The 16,675-nt window shown below is 63.5% G+C and carries 16 protein-coding genes; 6 read left to right on the top strand and 10 right to left on the bottom strand.

The features are described 5' to 3' along the window. Both ACF8GB_RS14690 and ACF8GB_RS14685 read right to left on the bottom strand, forming a co-directional pair. Positions 1 to 639 carry a response regulator gene (locus ACF8GB_RS14690; RefSeq protein WP_392527238.1) on the bottom strand — a complete coding sequence of 213 codons (639 nt, stop codon included), beginning with the start codon at positions 637 to 639 and terminating at the stop codon, positions 1 to 3. Next, the gene (locus ACF8GB_RS14685; protein WP_058637249.1) at positions 636 to 1,919 is read right to left on the bottom strand and encodes a histidine kinase; all 1,284 of its coding nucleotides are present in this window, start codon (positions 1,917 to 1,919) and stop codon (positions 636 to 638) included. The genes ACF8GB_RS14690 and ACF8GB_RS14685 overlap by 4 nt, the downstream gene beginning before the upstream one ends. 147 nt (positions 1,920 to 2,066) lie before the next feature. Between ACF8GB_RS14685 and ACF8GB_RS14680 the strand changes: the two genes are divergently transcribed. The 6 genes from ACF8GB_RS14680 to ACF8GB_RS14655 all read left to right on the top strand — a co-directional run bounded on the left by ACF8GB_RS14680 (position 2,067) and on the right by ACF8GB_RS14655 (position 7,195). Continuing rightward, positions 2,067 to 3,260: an ABC transporter substrate-binding protein gene (locus ACF8GB_RS14680; RefSeq protein WP_145255225.1), complete on the top strand. Its 1,194-nt coding sequence runs from the start codon at positions 2,067 to 2,069 to the stop codon at positions 3,258 to 3,260. 29 nt (positions 3,261 to 3,289) lie between these two features. Further along, positions 3,290 to 4,279 (top strand): YVTN family beta-propeller repeat protein, encoded by a 990-nt coding sequence (locus tag ACF8GB_RS14675; protein ID WP_058637251.1) that lies wholly within the window; start codon positions 3,290 to 3,292, stop codon positions 4,277 to 4,279. Further along, positions 4,276 to 5,016: an ABC transporter ATP-binding protein gene (locus ACF8GB_RS14670; RefSeq protein WP_197844648.1), complete on the top strand. Its 741-nt coding sequence runs from the start codon at positions 4,276 to 4,278 to the stop codon at positions 5,014 to 5,016. Before ACF8GB_RS14675 ends, ACF8GB_RS14670 begins: the two co-directional genes overlap by 4 nt. Next, complete coding sequence (locus tag ACF8GB_RS14665; RefSeq protein ID WP_058637253.1) at positions 5,016 to 5,807, top strand: ABC transporter permease; 792 nt, start codon at positions 5,016 to 5,018, stop codon at positions 5,805 to 5,807. The genes ACF8GB_RS14670 and ACF8GB_RS14665 overlap by 1 nt, the downstream gene beginning before the upstream one ends. Before the next feature lie 108 nt (positions 5,808 to 5,915). Further along, the gene (locus ACF8GB_RS14660) at positions 5,916 to 6,476 is read left to right on the top strand and encodes a PQQ-dependent catabolism-associated CXXCW motif protein (RefSeq protein WP_058637254.1); all 561 of its coding nucleotides are present in this window, start codon (positions 5,916 to 5,918) and stop codon (positions 6,474 to 6,476) included. Positions 6,477 to 6,532: 56 nt separating this feature from the next. Beyond that, on the top strand, positions 6,533 to 7,195 hold the full coding sequence (locus ACF8GB_RS14655) for a response regulator transcription factor (protein WP_078478721.1): 663 nt from the start codon (positions 6,533 to 6,535) through the stop codon (positions 7,193 to 7,195). On the opposite strand, the gene nahK is transcribed toward ACF8GB_RS14655, so the two are convergent. The 8 genes from nahK to pstC form a co-directional block, all read right to left on the bottom strand. Then, entirely contained in the window at positions 7,184 to 9,838 is a 2,655-nt protein-coding gene (gene nahK, locus ACF8GB_RS14650; protein ID WP_197844649.1) for a hybrid sensor histidine kinase/response regulator NahK/ErcS', read from the bottom strand. The genes ACF8GB_RS14655 and nahK overlap by 12 nt on opposite strands. After that, on the bottom strand, positions 9,768 to 10,931 hold the full coding sequence (gene nosP, locus ACF8GB_RS14645; RefSeq protein ID WP_197844650.1) for a nitric oxide-sensing protein NosP: 1,164 nt from the start codon (positions 10,929 to 10,931) through the stop codon (positions 9,768 to 9,770). The genes nahK and nosP overlap by 71 nt, the downstream gene beginning before the upstream one ends. Positions 10,932 to 11,105: 174 nt before the next feature. Continuing rightward, a complete protein-coding gene (locus ACF8GB_RS14640) occupies positions 11,106 to 12,296 on the bottom strand; it encodes a porin (RefSeq protein ID WP_392527234.1) in 1,191 nt (396 codons plus the stop codon). 259 nt (positions 12,297 to 12,555) lie between these two features. Beyond that, positions 12,556 to 13,155 (bottom strand): hypothetical protein, encoded by a 600-nt coding sequence (locus ACF8GB_RS14635; RefSeq protein ID WP_058637259.1) that lies wholly within the window; start codon positions 13,153 to 13,155, stop codon positions 12,556 to 12,558. Further along, a complete protein-coding gene (locus ACF8GB_RS14630) occupies positions 13,152 to 13,844 on the bottom strand; it encodes a hypothetical protein (RefSeq protein ID WP_058637260.1) in 693 nt (230 codons plus the stop codon). The genes ACF8GB_RS14635 and ACF8GB_RS14630 overlap by 4 nt, the downstream gene beginning before the upstream one ends. 88 nt (positions 13,845 to 13,932) lie before the next feature. Then, a complete protein-coding gene (gene pstB / locus ACF8GB_RS14625; RefSeq protein WP_042139286.1) occupies positions 13,933 to 14,694 on the bottom strand; it encodes a phosphate ABC transporter ATP-binding protein PstB in 762 nt (253 codons plus the stop codon). 72 nt (positions 14,695 to 14,766) lie between these two features. Continuing rightward, entirely contained in the window at positions 14,767 to 15,660 is an 894-nt protein-coding gene (gene pstA / locus ACF8GB_RS14620; RefSeq protein WP_058605232.1) for a phosphate ABC transporter permease PstA, read from the bottom strand. Continuing rightward, entirely contained in the window at positions 15,660 to 16,625 is a 966-nt protein-coding gene (pstC, locus tag ACF8GB_RS14615; protein ID WP_197844651.1) for a phosphate ABC transporter permease subunit PstC, read from the bottom strand. Before pstC ends, pstA begins: the two co-directional genes overlap by 1 nt. Positions 16,626 to 16,675: the final 50 nt, after the last annotated feature.

The following is a 16,675-nucleotide window of genomic DNA, read 5'->3' as shown; positions in this document are numbered from 1 at the left end:
CTAACCCGCTATACGTACCAGACCCAGGTCGATACCCACGTGCACGAGTTCAGCATGGGAGCCGACCTCAAGTTTGCTCTTGAGCATGGTCAGGTGATTGGAGACGGTCTTTGCGCTGATGCACAGCTGCTCGGCGATCGACCGGGCCGGTGTGCCACGAACCAGCATCACGAAAATTTCCAGTTCACGCTGGGTCAGGCGTTGCAGCCTGGGGTCACAGGCATCGTGCGTCGTGCTGCAGGCCAGCTGCGTGGCCAGCCCCTGCTCGATGTAGGCGTGCCCGGCAAGCACGCGCTGTACGGCCTCGACCAACACTTGCGGGGCCGAGTTCTTGGTCAGGTAGCCGGCGGCGCCGGCGTCCAGCGCCTGGCGTACCAGTGGCAGCTCGTCATGCATGCTGAAGAACAGCACCCGCAACTGCGGCAGGCGCTGGCGCAGGCGTCGGGTGGTTTCCAACCCACTGATGCCGGGCAGGCCGAAGTCCATGATCACCAGGTTCGGTACCTGCTCCTGCACCCGGGCCAGGGCTTCTTCACCGCTGGCAGCCTCGCGCACCTGCATCGCTGGCAACACGGCGCGCAACAGGCTGGCGTAGCCCTGGCGGACCACGGCGTGATCGTCGACCAGCACGATATTCATGACACCTCCAAAGGGATCGTCAGGGCCAGTGCCCACCCGGCACCGGGATGGCTGAGTATGCGCAATTCACCGCCCAGGCTGCGGGCGCGCTCGGCCATCGAATGCAGGCCTACCCCTGGGCGCCCAGGCTGGCTGGCACCACAGCCATCGTCGCGAACCAGCAGGCGCAGCCCGTTGGCGCCGCGTTGCAGGCGTATCCGCACCTGACGGGCGCGGGCATGACGGGCGACGTTGGTCAGCGCTTCCTGCAACAACCGGTACAGATGCGTGCGTCGAGTGGGTGACAGCGCCGGCAACTGGGCGCCGACCAGCAACTGGCACTCGATGGCCTGGCTGGCACGCCATTGGCTCACCAACTGGTTGAGCGCCTCCGCCATGGGCAGGTGCTGCAGCGCAACCGGATACAAGTCCCGTACCAAGGCGCGGAAACCGAACTGCAAGCCTGCGCAATTGCTTTCCAGCGTCTGGGTGGTTTGCCGCACCTGCTCAGGCTGGTGGGCACACAATTGCAACAGGCACACCTGGGCGCGGATGCCGGCCACGTACTGGCCCAGGTCGTCGTGCAACGCCTGAGCCAGTCTGGTCCGCTCCTGCTCCTGAACCGCCAGCAAAGCGCCAGTCAGTTGCCGGTTGTCGGCCTGGGCCTGCTCGATCGCCGCAGCCATCTGGTTGAAGTGCCCGGCCAACTGGCGCGCTTCCGGGCCACCGGTCTCTTGCAGGCGCACGTCCAGCTGACCTCCCGACACCTGACGCAATGCACACAGCAGCGCGGCCAGCAGCCGCAGCCCGCGCCGCACGGCCCAACTGATGGACAGCAGGCTCAGGGTCAACGCGACAACACAGACCGCCAGCAACTGTTGCAGCGAATCCCAGACTTCGTCCACCTCATCGCGGGCGTCCACGCTCAGCGCGACGCGCCGGCCGTCATCGAGGGCCAGCAGGCGCGTGCTGTCGTAGTACTTGCCTGCCAGCACCGCGCCCAACCAGCCATCGAGCCCGGCCGCGGACGGCACCGACGCTTTTTCAACCTCGCCAGGGACCAGCCACTGCACGCGCACGTGGCGCAGGTGCTCGGTCAGCGTAGGTTCCAGGCTCGCCGGATTGTGGCTGGCGGCTTGGGCCATGTACGCCATCACCGCTTCGGCCGACTGCAACTCCCGTTTCACATCGGCTGATGCCTGATGCAGCACGACCCCCGCACAGGCTAGGGTCAACACCGCGAAACAGCCGGTGACCCACAGGTTGATACGCCATAGGGCAGACAGATTGGCAGCGAGCATGACCGGACTCCAGGGTAACTGCTGTCATCCTAGGGCCCGGCGCGGGCGCATCGGCTACTACCTTGGTAGCGGCTGGGCGCTACTTTCTGCATATTCCCCGGCCCCGGCAGGCTTTCTATGCTGGCGCCATCTGCCGTGGAGTGCGATATGCGCCAGCCTGCCCACCTTGTCCTGACCTGCCTGCTGACCTTGCTCGCGCCGACGGTTTGGGCGCAAGACCAGCAGGCTGACACCCGGGCTGCGAGCGCGTTGTACATCCGCATCGGCTACCTGGGCTATCGTCCTGACAGCGGGCCGCTGTTGTCCAACATCCTGCCTGAACCGGACGATGCCGGCCTGCAAGGGGCGCAACTGGCCATTGCCGACAGCAACAGCACCGGGCGGTTTCTCAAGCAGCAGTTCGAGCTGGTCAGCGCCCGTGCCGACTCCGCCGAGCAACTGCTGCATGCTGCCCAGGCCCAGCATGGGGAAGGCGTGCGGTTGTTCGTCGTCAATGCGCCGGTCGCCAGCCTGCGGGCCTTGTCTGTGGCCCTGCCCGACAGCCTGCTGTTTAATGCCGGCAGCCCGGATGACGCCGTACGCAGCACGCAGTGCCTGGGCAATGTGCTGCACGCCCTGCCTGGGCGGGCGATGCTGGCCGATGCGCTGGTGCAGTTTCTGGTGCTGCGCAAATGGCAGCGCGGCTTGCTGATCGTCGGGCAGACCCCGGACGATGAAGCCTACGCCGCCGCACTGCGCCGCGCGGCGAAGCGCTTTGGCCTGCACCTGGTGGCCGAGAAACGCTGGACGTTCGACAACGACCAGCGCCGCAGCGCCCAGGCCGACATGCCGCTGTTCACCCAGGCGCGCGAATACGACGTGGTGCTGGTGGCTGATGAACGTGGCGACTTCGGCGAATACGTGCCCTACCAGACCTGGTTACCCCGCCCGGTCGCCGGCACTCAGGGCTTGACGCCCACTGGCTGGCACATGACCGTGGAAACGTTCGGCGCCGCGCAATTGCAAAAACGTTTCCAAGCGCAGGCCGGCCGCTGGATGAACGACCGTGACTTCGCAGCCTGGATGGCCGTGCGCAGCATCGCTACGGCGGTCAGCAAGCTGGGTGAAGCCAGGCCCGAGGCCTTGCAGCAGCTGCTTGTCAGCGAACAATTGCCACTCGATGGCTTCAAGGGGCGCAAGCTCAGCTACAGGCCCTGGAATGGCGAGCTGCGCCAACCCATCCCCCTGGTGCAGCCCAGGGCCCTGGTCAGCACCTCACCGCAGGAAGGCTTCCTGCACCCTTCCAATGAGATGGACAGCCTGGGGTTCGACAAGGCCGACGTGACCTGTACGTACCCCTGACACGCCCAAACAATAACAAGGAATCTGCCATGCGCCGCCTCCCCTCATCACGCAGCCTGCTGTGCGCCAGTTTGCTGCCGGCCGTGTTAGCCGTGGCCTGCGAGCCTACCCTGGCCGCCACCGCCTGGGTGTCCAACGAGAAGGACAACACCCTGAGCCTGATCGACCTGCAGACCTTGACGGTAACCGACACCCTGCCCGTCGGCCAACGCCCGCGCGGCCTGCTGCTGTCACACGACAACAAGCTGCTGTACATCTGCGCCAGCGATTCGGATCGGGTGCAGGTGATGGACGTGGCCAGCCGTACCCTCGTCAAGGAACTGCCCTCAGGCAAAGACCCCGAGCAGTTCGCCCTGCATCCCAATGACCGTTGGCTGTACGTGTCCAACGAAGACGATGCCCTGGTCACGGTCATTGATACCGTGACCGACACGGTACTGGCCCAGGTGGAGGTGGGCATCGAGCCTGAGGGCATGGCCGTGAGCCCGGATGGCAAATGGGCGGTCAATACCAGCGAAACCACCAATATGCTGCACTGGATCGACACCCAGACCCAGACCCTGGCCGACAGCACGCCGGTGGACCAGCGCCCGCGTTTCGTGGAATTCAGCCAGGACGGCAAACACCTGTGGGCGTCGGCAGAAATTGGCGGGACCGTCACCATCCTGGACGTGGCTTCGCGCCAGGTGCTCAAGACCCTGAACTTCGCCATCAAGGGTGTGCACCCTGACAAAGTCCAGCCGGTGGGCGTCAAGCTCAGCGCCGATGGCAAGTACGCGTTCGTGGCGCTGGGCCCGGCCAATCATGTGGCGGTGGTCGATGCCAGGACATTCGAGGTGCTGGACTACCTGCTGGTGGGGCGCCGCGTCTGGCAGCTGGCCTTCACCCCTGATCAGCAGCAGCTGCTGGCCACCAATGGCGTGAGCGGCGACGTGTCGGTGATCGACGTGGCCAGCCTCAAGGTGCTCAAGTCGATCAAGGTCGGCCGCTACCCATGGGGTGTGGTGGTCACGCCATGAACGCACTGCACGTAACGGGGGTCAGTTTCGCCTACGGTCAGCGCGCAGCGCTCAGGGACGTGACCTTCAACCTGGCGCCGGGCCACTTTACCGCCTTGCTGGGGCCCAATGGCGCCGGCAAGTCGACCCTGATTGCCTTGATGACCTGCCTGTATGACTTGCAGCACGGCGATATCCAGGTATTGGGCAGTTCGCTGCGCCACCAGCCGCGGGCGGCCTTGGGCCAGTTGGGCGTCGTGTTTCAGCAGAGCACGCTGGACCTGGACCTTGGCGTGGAGCAGAACCTGCGCTATCACGCGGCGCTGCATGGCCTGCCCCGACGGGAAGCCCAGCGCCGCGTGGACGCCGAGCTGGCCCGCCAAGGGCTGGGGGAACGGCGTCGTGACCCTGTGCGTGAACTCAATGCCGGGCACAGGCGCCGCGTCGAAATTGCCCGGGCATTGCTGCACGGGCCCCGCCTGTTGCTGCTCGACGAAGCCAGCGTGGGCCTGGACCCGGCCAGCCGGCAGGCGCTCAACCAGCACGTACGCGATTTGTGTCGTGGCGATCAGCGCTTGAGTGTGCTGTGGACCACCCACCTGCTCGATGAAGTGCAGCAGGCCGATGACTTGGTCATCCTGCACCAGGGTCGGGTGGTGGCAAGTGGGCCTGCCGAAGCCATGATGCAGCCCCACGGCGGCGACCTGGGCCGGACATTCGCCCATCACACGCGGGACATGGCCGGAGCACCCGCCTGATGAACGCCTACTGGTACTGCTTCAGCGGCATCCTCATGCGTGAAGCACTGCGCTTCATACGCCAGCGCACACGCCTGTTCAGCGCACTGGTGCGCCCTTTGCTGTGGCTGGTGGTATTCGCTGCCGGGTTTCGTGCGGCACTGGGCATCGCCATCATCGAGCCTTACGACAGCTACATTCCCTACGAGGTCTACATCGTGCCGGGGCTGGCCTGCATGATCCTGCTGTTCAATGGCATGCAGGGTTCGCTATCGATGGTCTACGACCGGGAGATGGGCAGCATGCGGGTGCTGTTGACCAGCCCGCTGCCCAGGGCTTTTCTGTTGTGCAGCAAGCTTATGGCGACGTCGCTGATCTCCGTGTTGCAGGTGTACATCTTCCTCGTCATCGCCTGGCTGTACGGCATTGAGCCCCCGGTCGGCGGCCTGGGGCTGGCCCTGCCCGCAGTGCTGCTGGTGGGGTTCATGCTCAGTGCATTGGGACTGCTGCTGTCCAATGCCATCCGCCAGCTGGAGAATTTTGCCGGGGTGATGAATTTCGTGATCTTCCCTCTGTTCTTTCTGTCGTCGGCGCTTTATCCGCTGTGGAAAATGCAGGAGGCCAGCCAGTGGCTGTACTGGCTGTGCGCGGTCAACCCGTTCACCCATGCCGTCGAGCTGGTGCGCTTTGCGCTCTACGAGCGGCTGAACCTGCTGGCGCTGGCGGTATGCCTGGCGCTGAGCGTGCTGTTCACGCTGCTGGCCATCGTCACCTTCAACCCGCAGCACGCTGCCCTGCGCAAGCCACGGTGAGCCAGGCCCTCGCCTCTACTACTTTGGTACTGCCCAGGGTGTCTATGGTCGCATTCACAAAGCCACGGCACTGGCATGTAATGCGCCTATAACAAGAAGGAACAGACCATGCCACGTGCCCTCCAAAGGCTGCCCCTGCGTTTGCTGGCCGCCGCCTCGCTGAGCCTTCTGCTGGGCCATGCCCAGGCCGACACCCCACCGACGTTCACGCCAGATGGCTACCGCGCCACGCTGTACCGCAGCCCGACCCCACCGCAGGTCGAAGGTGGCAGGGTGATAGACACTGCCGCACTGCAGGCGATGATGCGGGGCCATCCGGCGCCTGTCCTGATTGACGTTTACCGCCGTCAGTGGCTGCATGAACGCTTCATCGAAGATGAACCCCATGCCAACCTGCCCGGTAGCCTGTGGCTGCCCAACACCGGGGACGGCGTGCTCAGCCCAGACTGGCAACGTTACTTCGAGCATCACCTGCGTCTGGCCACAGGGGGCGAGCCTCAGTACCCCGTCGTTTTCTACTGCCGGGCCGATTGCTGGTTGAGCTGGAACGCGGTAAAACGCGCAGCACACCTGGGCTACACCAACCTCTACTGGTACCGCGACGGGCTCGACGCCTGGCAACAGGCCAACCTGCCCGTGCAGGCGGCCCAGCCAGCACCGTTTCCCTGACCGGGCCCTTGCCCCTGCGCGCTCAATCATTCAAACAAGAACAAGGTGAATAGGCCATGTACAAAATCTTGATCGCCGACGATCACCCGCTGTTTCGCGAAGCGATCCACAACGTCATCAGCGACGGGTTCCAGGGCAGTGAAATCATGGAAACCGCTGACCTTGACAGCGCGCTGACCCTGACCAAGGACCATGACGACCTGGACCTGATCCTGCTCGACCTGAACATGCCGGGCATGCATGGCCTGAACGGGCTGATCACCTTGCGCAACGAGGCACCCACCACCCCGGTGGTAATCGTCTCTGCCGAGCAGGAAAAGCAGATCGTGCTGCAAGCCATCACCTATGGTGCGGTGGGCTTCATCACCAAGTCCTCGCCGCGCGCGCAGATGATCGAAGCGATCGAGCAGATCCTCAACGGCAATGTGTACCTGCCGCCGGATATCATCCGCGCACAGAAAAGCAGTAGCCGCCGCTTGAGCGATGCCCCAAGTTTCCCGCCGGAAATGCTCCAGGCCCTGACCCGCAAGCAGTTGCTGGTGCTCGAGCGCATGACCAAGGGCGAATCGAACAAACAGATCGCCTATGCCTTGGACATCGCCGAAACCACGGTCAAGGCACACGTCTCGGCCATCCTGCGCAAGCTGAACGTGCACAACCGGGTGCAGGCCATCCTCAGTGCCGGCGACATCGACTTCGCTGACTACCTACGACGCTGATCCCTTAGGGGCTCGGGTGGCCAGCAAGTGGCTCATGGCAGTCTTGAGCTTCATGGGTCGGATGGGCTTGTGCATCAGCGTATGGCCTCGCTCGCGGATCTGCTGCTTGAGTTCGTTGCTGTAGTTGGCGGTGATCATAAGCGCCGGCAGCGCCCTGGCGCGGCGGGCATTGATGCGTGCAACGGCATCGACCCCATTGCAATCGTCGTCGAGGTGATAGTCGGCAATCAGCAGGTCGGCATCGGCGTGGTAGTTGTCCACCTGGCGGGCCAGGTCCTGCTCCGACAGTGCCGTGATCACGCAACAGCCCCAGCCTTCTAGCAACGTGCGCATGCCGGCACAGATGGCAGCGTCATTGTCCAGCACCCACACCCGGGCCCCGCGCAGGCACTCGAGCATCGACTCGCACACGGCATGCTGGGCCCTGGCAATCGGGGCGGTGGTGCTCAATGGCACTTCCACACTGAATACCGACCCCTTGCCGGGCCGGGAGCGCACGGCAATACGGTGGCCGAGGATGCCCGCAATCTTCTCGACGATGGCAAGCCCCAGGCCCAGGCCGCGGTCCTGATCCGGCCGCTGCACGGCGCCACGCTTGAATTCCTGGAACATTTCCTCCAGGTGCTCCTCGGCGATGCCGATACCGGTGTCCCACACCTCGATGCGCACGCGACCCGGCTGGCGGCGACAGCCCAGCACCACGCGTCCGCTTGGGGTGTAGCGAATGGCGTTGCTGAGCAGGTTGCGCAGAATGCGCGCCAGCAGGTGGATATCGCTGCGCACCACGACCGAGCAGCCTATGAAGTGCAGGGCCAGCCCTTCGCTGCGGGCAACCTGGGCATATTCTGCTGCCAGGTTGTCCATCAGCTCCGCCAGGGCGAAGGGTGCCACGTCGGCCGTGATGACACCGGCATCGAGCTTTGAGATGTCCACCAGCGTTCCCAGCAGGTTCTCTACGTCTTCCAGGGAGTTGCTGACGTTACGCACCAGCTGTGCACTGGCCTGCGGATCACGGCGCTCGAGCAAGGCGCTGGTGAACAAGCGCGCCGCGTTCAGGGGCTGCAGCAGGTCATGGCTGACCGCGGCGAGGAACTTGGTCTTGGACAGGTTGGCCTGGTCAGCCTCATGCTTGGCCTCGCGCAAGCGCGCCTCGGCACGTCGCCGCTCCTCAATTTCCCTCAGCAATTGTTCGTTGAGGCTGGTCAACTCGGCCGTACGTTCCCTGACCCGCAGCTCCAGGTGCTGATAAGCCTGGTGCAACGCCTGGGCGGTGTTGCGCCGTTCGGTGATGTCACGGATCAACACGAAGATACCCACCACCTCGCCAGAGGCCAGCCGGTTTGGCACATAGGAGCGCAGCATGTGGCGCTCCTGTCCGCTGATGTTGGTTTCCGGGAATTCGAACGTAACGCTCTCCCCTGCCAGCGCCTGCGCCACGTAGGCTTCCAGGCGCTGGTAGTGCTGTTCGCTATGGGCCTGGCGCAGGCTCTGGCCCAGCATCAGCCCACTGGGCCAGCAGTACCACTGCTCATAGACCTTGTTGGTGAACTCATACACCAGGTCGGCGTTGAGGTAAGCGATCAGCGCCGGCACATGGTCCGTGATCAAGCGAATCCAGCGCTCGCTTTCACTCAGGGCCTTGGCATGCAGGTAGCGTTCGGTGATGTCGGTAAAGGTGTTGACGAATCCGCCAGTGGGCAGTGGGTGCGTGCGGATCTCCAGCATGCGCCCGTCGAACAGGCGTTGCTCGCACTCGTGCACGACACGCCCGCTGTCGTCGCGGCTTTCGGGGGTGAGCAAACGCAGCTCGCTGTCGGCGATCACGTCGGCGAAGGGACGGTGGGCGGCAACCGGAGCCAGCCCGCTCAGCTCCAGGAACCGGCGGTTCCACAACTCCAGCACACCGTCCGCGTTGACCATGGCCACGCCCTGGGACAAATTGTCCACCGCCCGCTGCAACAGGTGCGATTTCTGCGCCACAGCCTGTTCCCGGCGCAGGGTTTCGCTGAGTTTGACCTCGGTGATGTCGGTGAACAGGATCACCCGGCCACCCTCGCAGGTGGGCCGCTCATTGACCTGCAGCCAGCGGCCGTTGTGCTGTCGGTACAACAGGTGTTCGTCGGTCGGGCTGCGCGGCTCCTCGCTGAACAATCCGCTGCTGGTCATCAGCCTGCGCACTTCGGCCAGGCGCATGCCGGGAATGATGCGCACGCGGCGGTTTTCCCAGAAGGCCTTGAAGCGGCTGTTGCACAGCACCATGCGCAGGTTTCGGTCGAACAGGATGAATGCATCGGAAATGCTTTCGATGGCATCGATCAGGTGCTGGTGCGCGGTTTCGGCGCGCAGACGCGCCTCGCTGAGCAGCTGGTTGCCCGCCTTGAGCTCGGCCATGGCCTGATTCAACGCGTCTGTACGTTCGCGCACCTGCTCGGCCAACACCACCGAATGCTGGAACGCCGCATAGGGGTCGCTGCCGCGCGTCACGCCCGACTCGATGCGCTCGATCAGCGCGGCGTTGATCCGCTGCAGCTTGCGGTTTTCGTAGCGAAGCTGCGCCAGTTCGGCCTGCACCTCATCGGCCGGGGCGGGTTCGGTTGCGGGCAATGGCAACCCCGGTGAAGGTCTGGTTGATATGCATGCCATTGAACTGTTCTCCATAGGTGTTGAAGCCCATCACCCGCTGCTCACGCAGAAAATCGCCCACCGCTTCAAGACTTTGCTGGGTCTCAAGCTCCAGGCGGCGCAGAAAGCAGTCGCAACCGATGGTGAGCAACAGCGGACCCAGGCGCTGCTGCAGGCCCTCGAACAGATCCTGCAGGTTCGGCAGCAACGGGCCGGGCGTCATGGGCGTGAGCACGATGCCGTTCTCTACCGCACAGTAAAAGCTCAGGCTCAGATCCGCATGTACCTGCTGGATGGCCCGCACGTAGTACCGATCGTGCATGCGCACCGCGAGCGGGTGGGCGGCAAACAGCCTGTGGTCCAGGGCGCTGACCGGCACCCCGATATGGCGTGCATATTCTTCGGCGGCAGGCTCGGCATTGAGCTCATAGACCCGCCGCTGGGCGCTGTCGGCGCCGGTGACCACCAGTTTTTCCTGCCGTGGCTCAAGGTGGTGGGTGGTGAACACTTCGAAGTCCAGCCAGGTATTGACCAGCACCACCACGGCAGCACCGTGGTGAAACGCCCCGCCGTAGAAGACGTGGGTCTGGGTCAGGTAGTTGTCGTCCCCGGCCGAGCCACCAAAATGCGGGATATCGCCCAACGCTGCGCTCAGGGCCGCCAGCACCGTTTCTTCACGGCTGGACAAGCCATCGAGCAAGGTCAATGCAAAGCTGTGCCCCTTGATTTGGGCCAGGGCATTCCCACGACAGCTGCCGACCAGTCGTTCGACCATCTGCTGGGCGTCGATCAGGCTGAAACGGTCCATCTCGTCGATCAGTTCGGTGGCGATGGAAAAGTGCCGGTGATCAAAGCCCACGGCCGTCACGCAACTGCGCCCATAGCCCAGCGGTGTGATCTCCCCTGCACTGGTACACCCTACCAACGGTATGCCGCCAAAGCTTTGTTCAAGGGCCTGGCCCAGGGCCTGCAGGTCGTACTCGGCGGTGCAGAAGAACAGCACGAAGCCCAAATGCGGATGCAGCAGTTGCCGCGCAAGCTCCTGTGCCGCCACGCGTGCATCGCTGGCCTGGGACATGGCGCTGACCACGCCCTCGTTATGTGCTTGCTGCATCGGGATCTCCGGCAAGGGCTGGCTGAGCGCTGAGTGTACGAAGCGTGGGCTGGGGTTCGAATGCTACTTGGGTCGCGGGTGCACGCTTCGTTGGGCGTAGTCGGCACAGGAGCCTGACCCTGAGGGTTTCGAATACCGCGCAAGCCCGTTGAACACCGGGCCTGCGCCAGATCGCTACCAGGTCAGCACCGCACCCACGGCGAAGGTATCGGTGTCTTCGTTCTGCGCGCGGGTGTCATGGCCCTCAATGGAAAACTGGTTGTACTCGGCCACCAGCTTGAGGTTGTCGTTGATGTCATGAAACAGCGCCACCCCGCGGGTTTGATAATCGGCACCGCTGCCTACCGCGCCGTTGCCGTCGTCCTTGGTCTTGCCGTAGGAAAGCGCAACCCGGTTCTTGCCGACCTTGTAAGAGGCTTGCAGCAGGTAGCCTTCGCTGTCCACGTTGCGCAACACCGGCTCGCCCGCATTGTTGGTGAAGAACGGGTTGATGCCCTTGGCCTGGAAACCGGACCCAGTCAGGGACAGCCCGCCCAGCTTGGCTTGTACGCCGTAGCCAAGGCCTTTGGAAGTGACTGACCGCACCGAGTCGTCGGTGTTGTCGGAGGTCTGGTAGCTGCCGTTTAGCCAGCTGTAGATCTGCGCGCCTGCCAGGTCGAACTGGTAGGTGATCTCGGACTCGGTGCGGGGGTTCTTCTGGTAAGCCTTGCCCGTGGGGCTGCTGTCGTTGGTGTCGACCGGGTCCATGATCCCCACGGCGATCCGCAGGCCCTCCATGACCGGGGTACGGTAGGTGATCTGCGAGGTCGGGAACGGGTATGGGTAGCCGCTGCCGATGTTGCCGAACGACACCCCACCGCCATCGACAAGACCCAGCGTGTCACTGACCTGGCCGTAACCGGCGAGCAACTCGTCGAGCAGGATGTTCGAACGGGCGAACAGCCCGAAGTCCTTGCCGATGAGCACCTCGCCCCATTCGGGGTTGGCTACGGTGCCGTAGAACTGCCGGACATCGATGGCCGTGTCGGTACCGTTGCTTTCGCTGTCGTTGATGGTGACCCAGAACGAGGCACGGGCACCGAGCTTCAGGTCGTTGACCTGCTTGCCCATGTTGAAACCCAGGTAATTGGGCAGGAAACCCATTTTCACCCGGGACTGGCGGCGGTCGAATCGTTCACCTTCACGGTCGACCTTGCTGTTGACGTAGAACGCGTTGATATAGCCGTCGGTGGAAAAGGTGGTCTGATTCTGGTCGTACAGCATGATCTCGGCCTGCGCCAAGGGGCTCAGGCTGACAGCCGCGAGGCTGGCGATGGCAACTGCCAGGTACTGAGGCGGCAGATACTTGTTTTTGTTGTTGTGCATGGCGCGCTCCAAACGGGGACAGAGTGTCGGAGGCGATTATCGAAAGGTGGGTAGCGCTCAGAAACGCTGCTTTGGCGCAGTCTTGAGCCTGCTTGCGAAGGGCGTGCAAGGCCCGGTGGTTTGGGACCACTACGGGCTGTGCCGGGTCGTGCGACCTAGGGCTTACGCATCAATGATGGACACCGAAGACCGGCAGGCAGGTAGCCAAGCGTATGAATGGGAACGCCTACCAGCTGTGGCCTGCCTGGCCTCTGGCGGGTCAGGAAGCGAGCATCGATCCGCGCTGCGCACGTGCTGTGCTAAAGCGATGAGGTTGCTGCCAAGCCAGCATGGCCTGAACATCGGTAGCCGCTTGCTTGACCTTCTGCGTCCATTGGTCGTCCTGGGGGCACACCACTACCACGCGAAAACCATGTTCGAGCCCCTCGAGCCGTACACCGTCGGAGTCGTCCACATGCAGGTCGATGTCGAACGCCGAAGGCAGCTTGGACGGGGAATTGACCAGCCCCCGCTGGCCCAGCATATGCTGGTGGCGGTCGCTGTTGACCACGCCATCGACACGGATACCGTACAGCAGCAACCAGCGGCGGATATAGGCCGGCGTGCGTCCGGAGGATGTGTAGATCCACACGCTGCAACCCTGGCGGCGCAGGTCGCTGATCAGTTCGCGGGTACCGCTGCGCAGGGGCTCGCCCAGCCAGCGGTGGATGAAGCTCGGCAGCCGATTCGGCTCGGCTTCGGCGTGTTCGGGCAGGCAGGCCAAGGTATCGTCGATATCGAACGAGATGCGCACTTGGGCTTGACGTGTAGCGCTGTCGAGCACCGCTCGGCAGCGCTGCCAGGCTGATCCGCGACTCATCGAAGGCTCCTCTCGCGCAGGGGGGTTGGCAGGAAAAACGTGTCGGGCGCCGGTGCATGGGCTTCCAGGAACGCGGCGTACTTTTTCTTGATCTTGGGCAGCTCGTACAGCGCCTTGACGCCATGCTTGGCCGAGTTGCGGATGACTGACGAAGGATTGAAGTAGCCTTCGGCGTTCTCGAGCGACAACACGAATGGCGGCAAGCCTGCGCGCATCAGCAGATAGCTGACGATCAGCGAGCCGGTACGGTTATTACCTTCGATGAACAGCTGCGGCTTGCTGAGGATGCGCACGTATACACCGGCAGCCCGCTTCCATACCGAATCGCTGCCATAACCGCAGTACCAGTTGTACAAGTCCTTGATGCCGCCTTCGACGTTGTTGAAAAAATGGGCTTCGGTAGCGGCCAGGTGCGCGGCGAACTCCTCGCGACGGGCGGCGTCGCTGCCACAGAGCACGGTGGCATTGATTTCCAGCATCAGGTTCACCTGCTGCAGGTGAAACAGGTCGATGCCGCGCGCCACATAGTGATCGACCAGCGCGTAGCCCTCCAGCACGTTGCACAGCACCTCGTCCGTGAACGGGTCGCGAGGCTCGGTGAAGTGGCGGCTGAGCTCGGCAAAATGCGCCTGCACTTGGCGCAGGGCGTGCTCGACGGCATTGAGATCCAGGCGGGGTGTCGCTGGCATCGGATGTCCCTGAGTACGGTATTCGAGTAAAGGCAGCCGCGGGCCTGGGCCGTCCTGGCACTGGCGCGCGGGCGTTCTCAAGCGAGGGTCAGCTGAACTTGCCACTGATGTAGTCGGCGGTCAGCTGTTCACGAGGGTCTTGGAAGATCTGGGTAGTGGGACCCATCTCTACCAGATAGCCCGTGCGGGTGCCTTGGGAAATGTCGACCGAAAAGAACGCCGTGGTGTCGGCCACGCGAATGGCCTGCTGCATGTTGTGGGTCACCAGCGCAATGGTGTAATCCTTTTTCAACTCCACCATCAGCTCCTCCACCCGCCGGGTCGCGATCGGGTCCAGGGCCGAACAGGGTTCATCGAGCAACAACACTTCGGGCTCGGTGGCGATGGCCCGGGCAATGCACAAGCGCTGCTGCTGGCCACCGGACAGGGACAGGCCACTGACCTTGAGCTTGTCCTTCACTTCATCCCATAACGCAGCGCCTTGCAGGGCATGCTTGACCCGGTCGCCGATGTCGCCTTTGTAGCGGTTCAGGCGCAGACCGAAGGCCACGTTGTCGAAAATGCTCATCGAGAACGGGTTGGGCTGCTGGAACACCATGCCGATGTAGCGACGCACCACGACTGGATCGACCCCTTTGCCGTAGACGTCCTGCCCCAGAAAGTGCACATGGCCTTCGAAGCGAAAGCCCTTGACCAGGTCGTTCATGCGGTTGAGGCTGCGCAGCACGGTGCTTTTGCCACAACCGGACGGGCCGATGAAGCCAGTGATCTCGTTCTTGCGGATCGGCACGTGGCTGTCGCGCACGGCCATGAAGTTGCCGTAGAAGATCTTGTCCAGCTTGCAATCCATGACGATGGGGGTTTCGCTGGCCAGGGGAGCGGCTCTTTGGGCGGTGGATACGTTCACGTCGAATGCTCCCTATCAGTACTTGGGCTTGCCGAATACTCGGCTCAGAATGTTGATAACCAGCACGATCATTACCAGAACCAGCGATGCCGCCCAGGCGAGCTCCAACTGGTTGTCGAACGGCATGCCGGAGAAGTTGTAGATCAGCACCGCCAGCGAAGCGGTCGGGTTCATCACCGCCAGGCTGCCATCGTGGTAGATCCAGTAGTTGCTGAACAACGCGGTGAACAGCAGCGGCGCGGTTTCGCCGGCCGCCCGGGCCACGGCCAGCATGACGCCGGTCAGGATGGCTGGCAGGCCGGTGGGCAACACGATCTTCCAGATCACCTGGGCCCGGGTACAACCCATGCCGTAGGCGGCGTCCTTCATGATCTTGGGCACCATCTTCATGGCTTCCTCGGCGGTCAGGACCACGATTGGCAGCATCAGGACGGCCAACGCCACGCCGCCTGCCGGCGCCGAGTAGGTTCCGGTGGTCATCACCACCAGGGCATAGGCGAACACGCCGGCCAGGATGGACGGCAAGCCGGTCAGCATCCTGGCGGCGAAACGTGCGGCGTTGGCCAGCTTGCTGTCAGGCCCAAGCTCGGCCAGGAACACGGCCGCCAGGATGCCCACCGGCACAGCGATGGCCGCTGCAATGCCGACCATGACCAGGGTACCGGCCATGGCATTGCCGAAGCCGCCCCCCATTTCGAAGCCGGTTGGCGGCAGCTCGGTGAACACTTCCAGATTCAGCCGTGCGCCACCACGGGTGATGAGCATGTACAACACCGAAATCAGGGGCACGCTGGCCACCAGCGCGGCGAGCCAGGCCAATGTGGTCAGCAGTACGCTGCGCAGCGCCCGTCCTTCGAGCTTGCGCTGCAGGCTTGGCAGCGCGGCCACTGGGGTGGAGAGATCGGTCATCAGCGGTTACCTCGTTGCGCGTAGAGCATGATCATCGAGCCCAATACGTTCACCAGCAGGGTGATGAACATCAGCACCAGGGCGGCGTACATCAGCACTTGCACCTCATTCGGCCCGGCTTCGGGGAAGTTCAATGCCAGCAGCGCTGCCAGGGTATTGGCCGGCGCGAACAGTGACAGGGAGATGGTGTTGGCGTTGCCCACCAGCATCGCCAGGGCCATGGTCTCCCCTAGGGCGCGGCCCAGGCCCAGCACCAGCGAGCCAAAAATGCCGGTCGCGGCCGAGGGCACCATGACCTTGAGAATCGCCTCCCAGTGCGTCGTGCCCATGCCGTAGGCGGCTTGCTTGGTTTTCATCGGCACACTGGTCAGCGCGTCCTGGGAGACAGCGGCGATGGTCGGCAGAATCATGATCGCCAGCACCAAGGCTGCCGGCAGCAACCCCGGCCCGCTCAGGGACGTGCCAAAGAACGGGATCCAGCCCAGCTCGCTGTTGAGCCATGTGGTCAGTGGCCGTATGGCTGGAATCACCACATAGATGCCCCACAGCCCGTACACCACGCTCGGGATAGCGGCCAGCAGCTCGACAATGGTGCGAAAGACGGCCGCGAGCCTGGCCGGCAGGAAATCCTGGGTAAGAAAAATGGCCATGCTGACGCCGAAGAAACCGGCGATCAGCAAGGCGATGAATGCGCTGTACAGCGTCCCCCAGATGGCCGGAAGAATGCCGTACTTGCCTTGGTTGACGTCCCAGACGCTGCCCAACAACACATCGAAGCCATGCTCCTCGATGCCCGGCAAGGCCTTGCGCCCCACTTCGTAAACCAGTGCGAAGACCAGTGCCAGTACCAGCACAACCCCAATGCGGGCCAGCGCACGGAAGGTGCGGTCCACCAGCACGTCCTTGGCAGACGGCGGCCGGCAGGCGGAGTCGGGGTTATCCGGTAGGTCGAAAGGTGTGTTCATTGGCAGGTTCCGGGACAGGGTGCTGACACCCCCGGCGTGTCAGGCGCACG

Source organism: Pseudomonas sp. xss_4, from assembly GCF_043104125.1.
GTDB lineage: Bacteria > Pseudomonadota > Gammaproteobacteria > Pseudomonadales > Pseudomonadaceae > Aquipseudomonas > Aquipseudomonas parafulva_B.
Note: the sequence above shows the minus strand (reverse complement) of the source record. Positions and strands in the feature narration are given on the sequence as shown.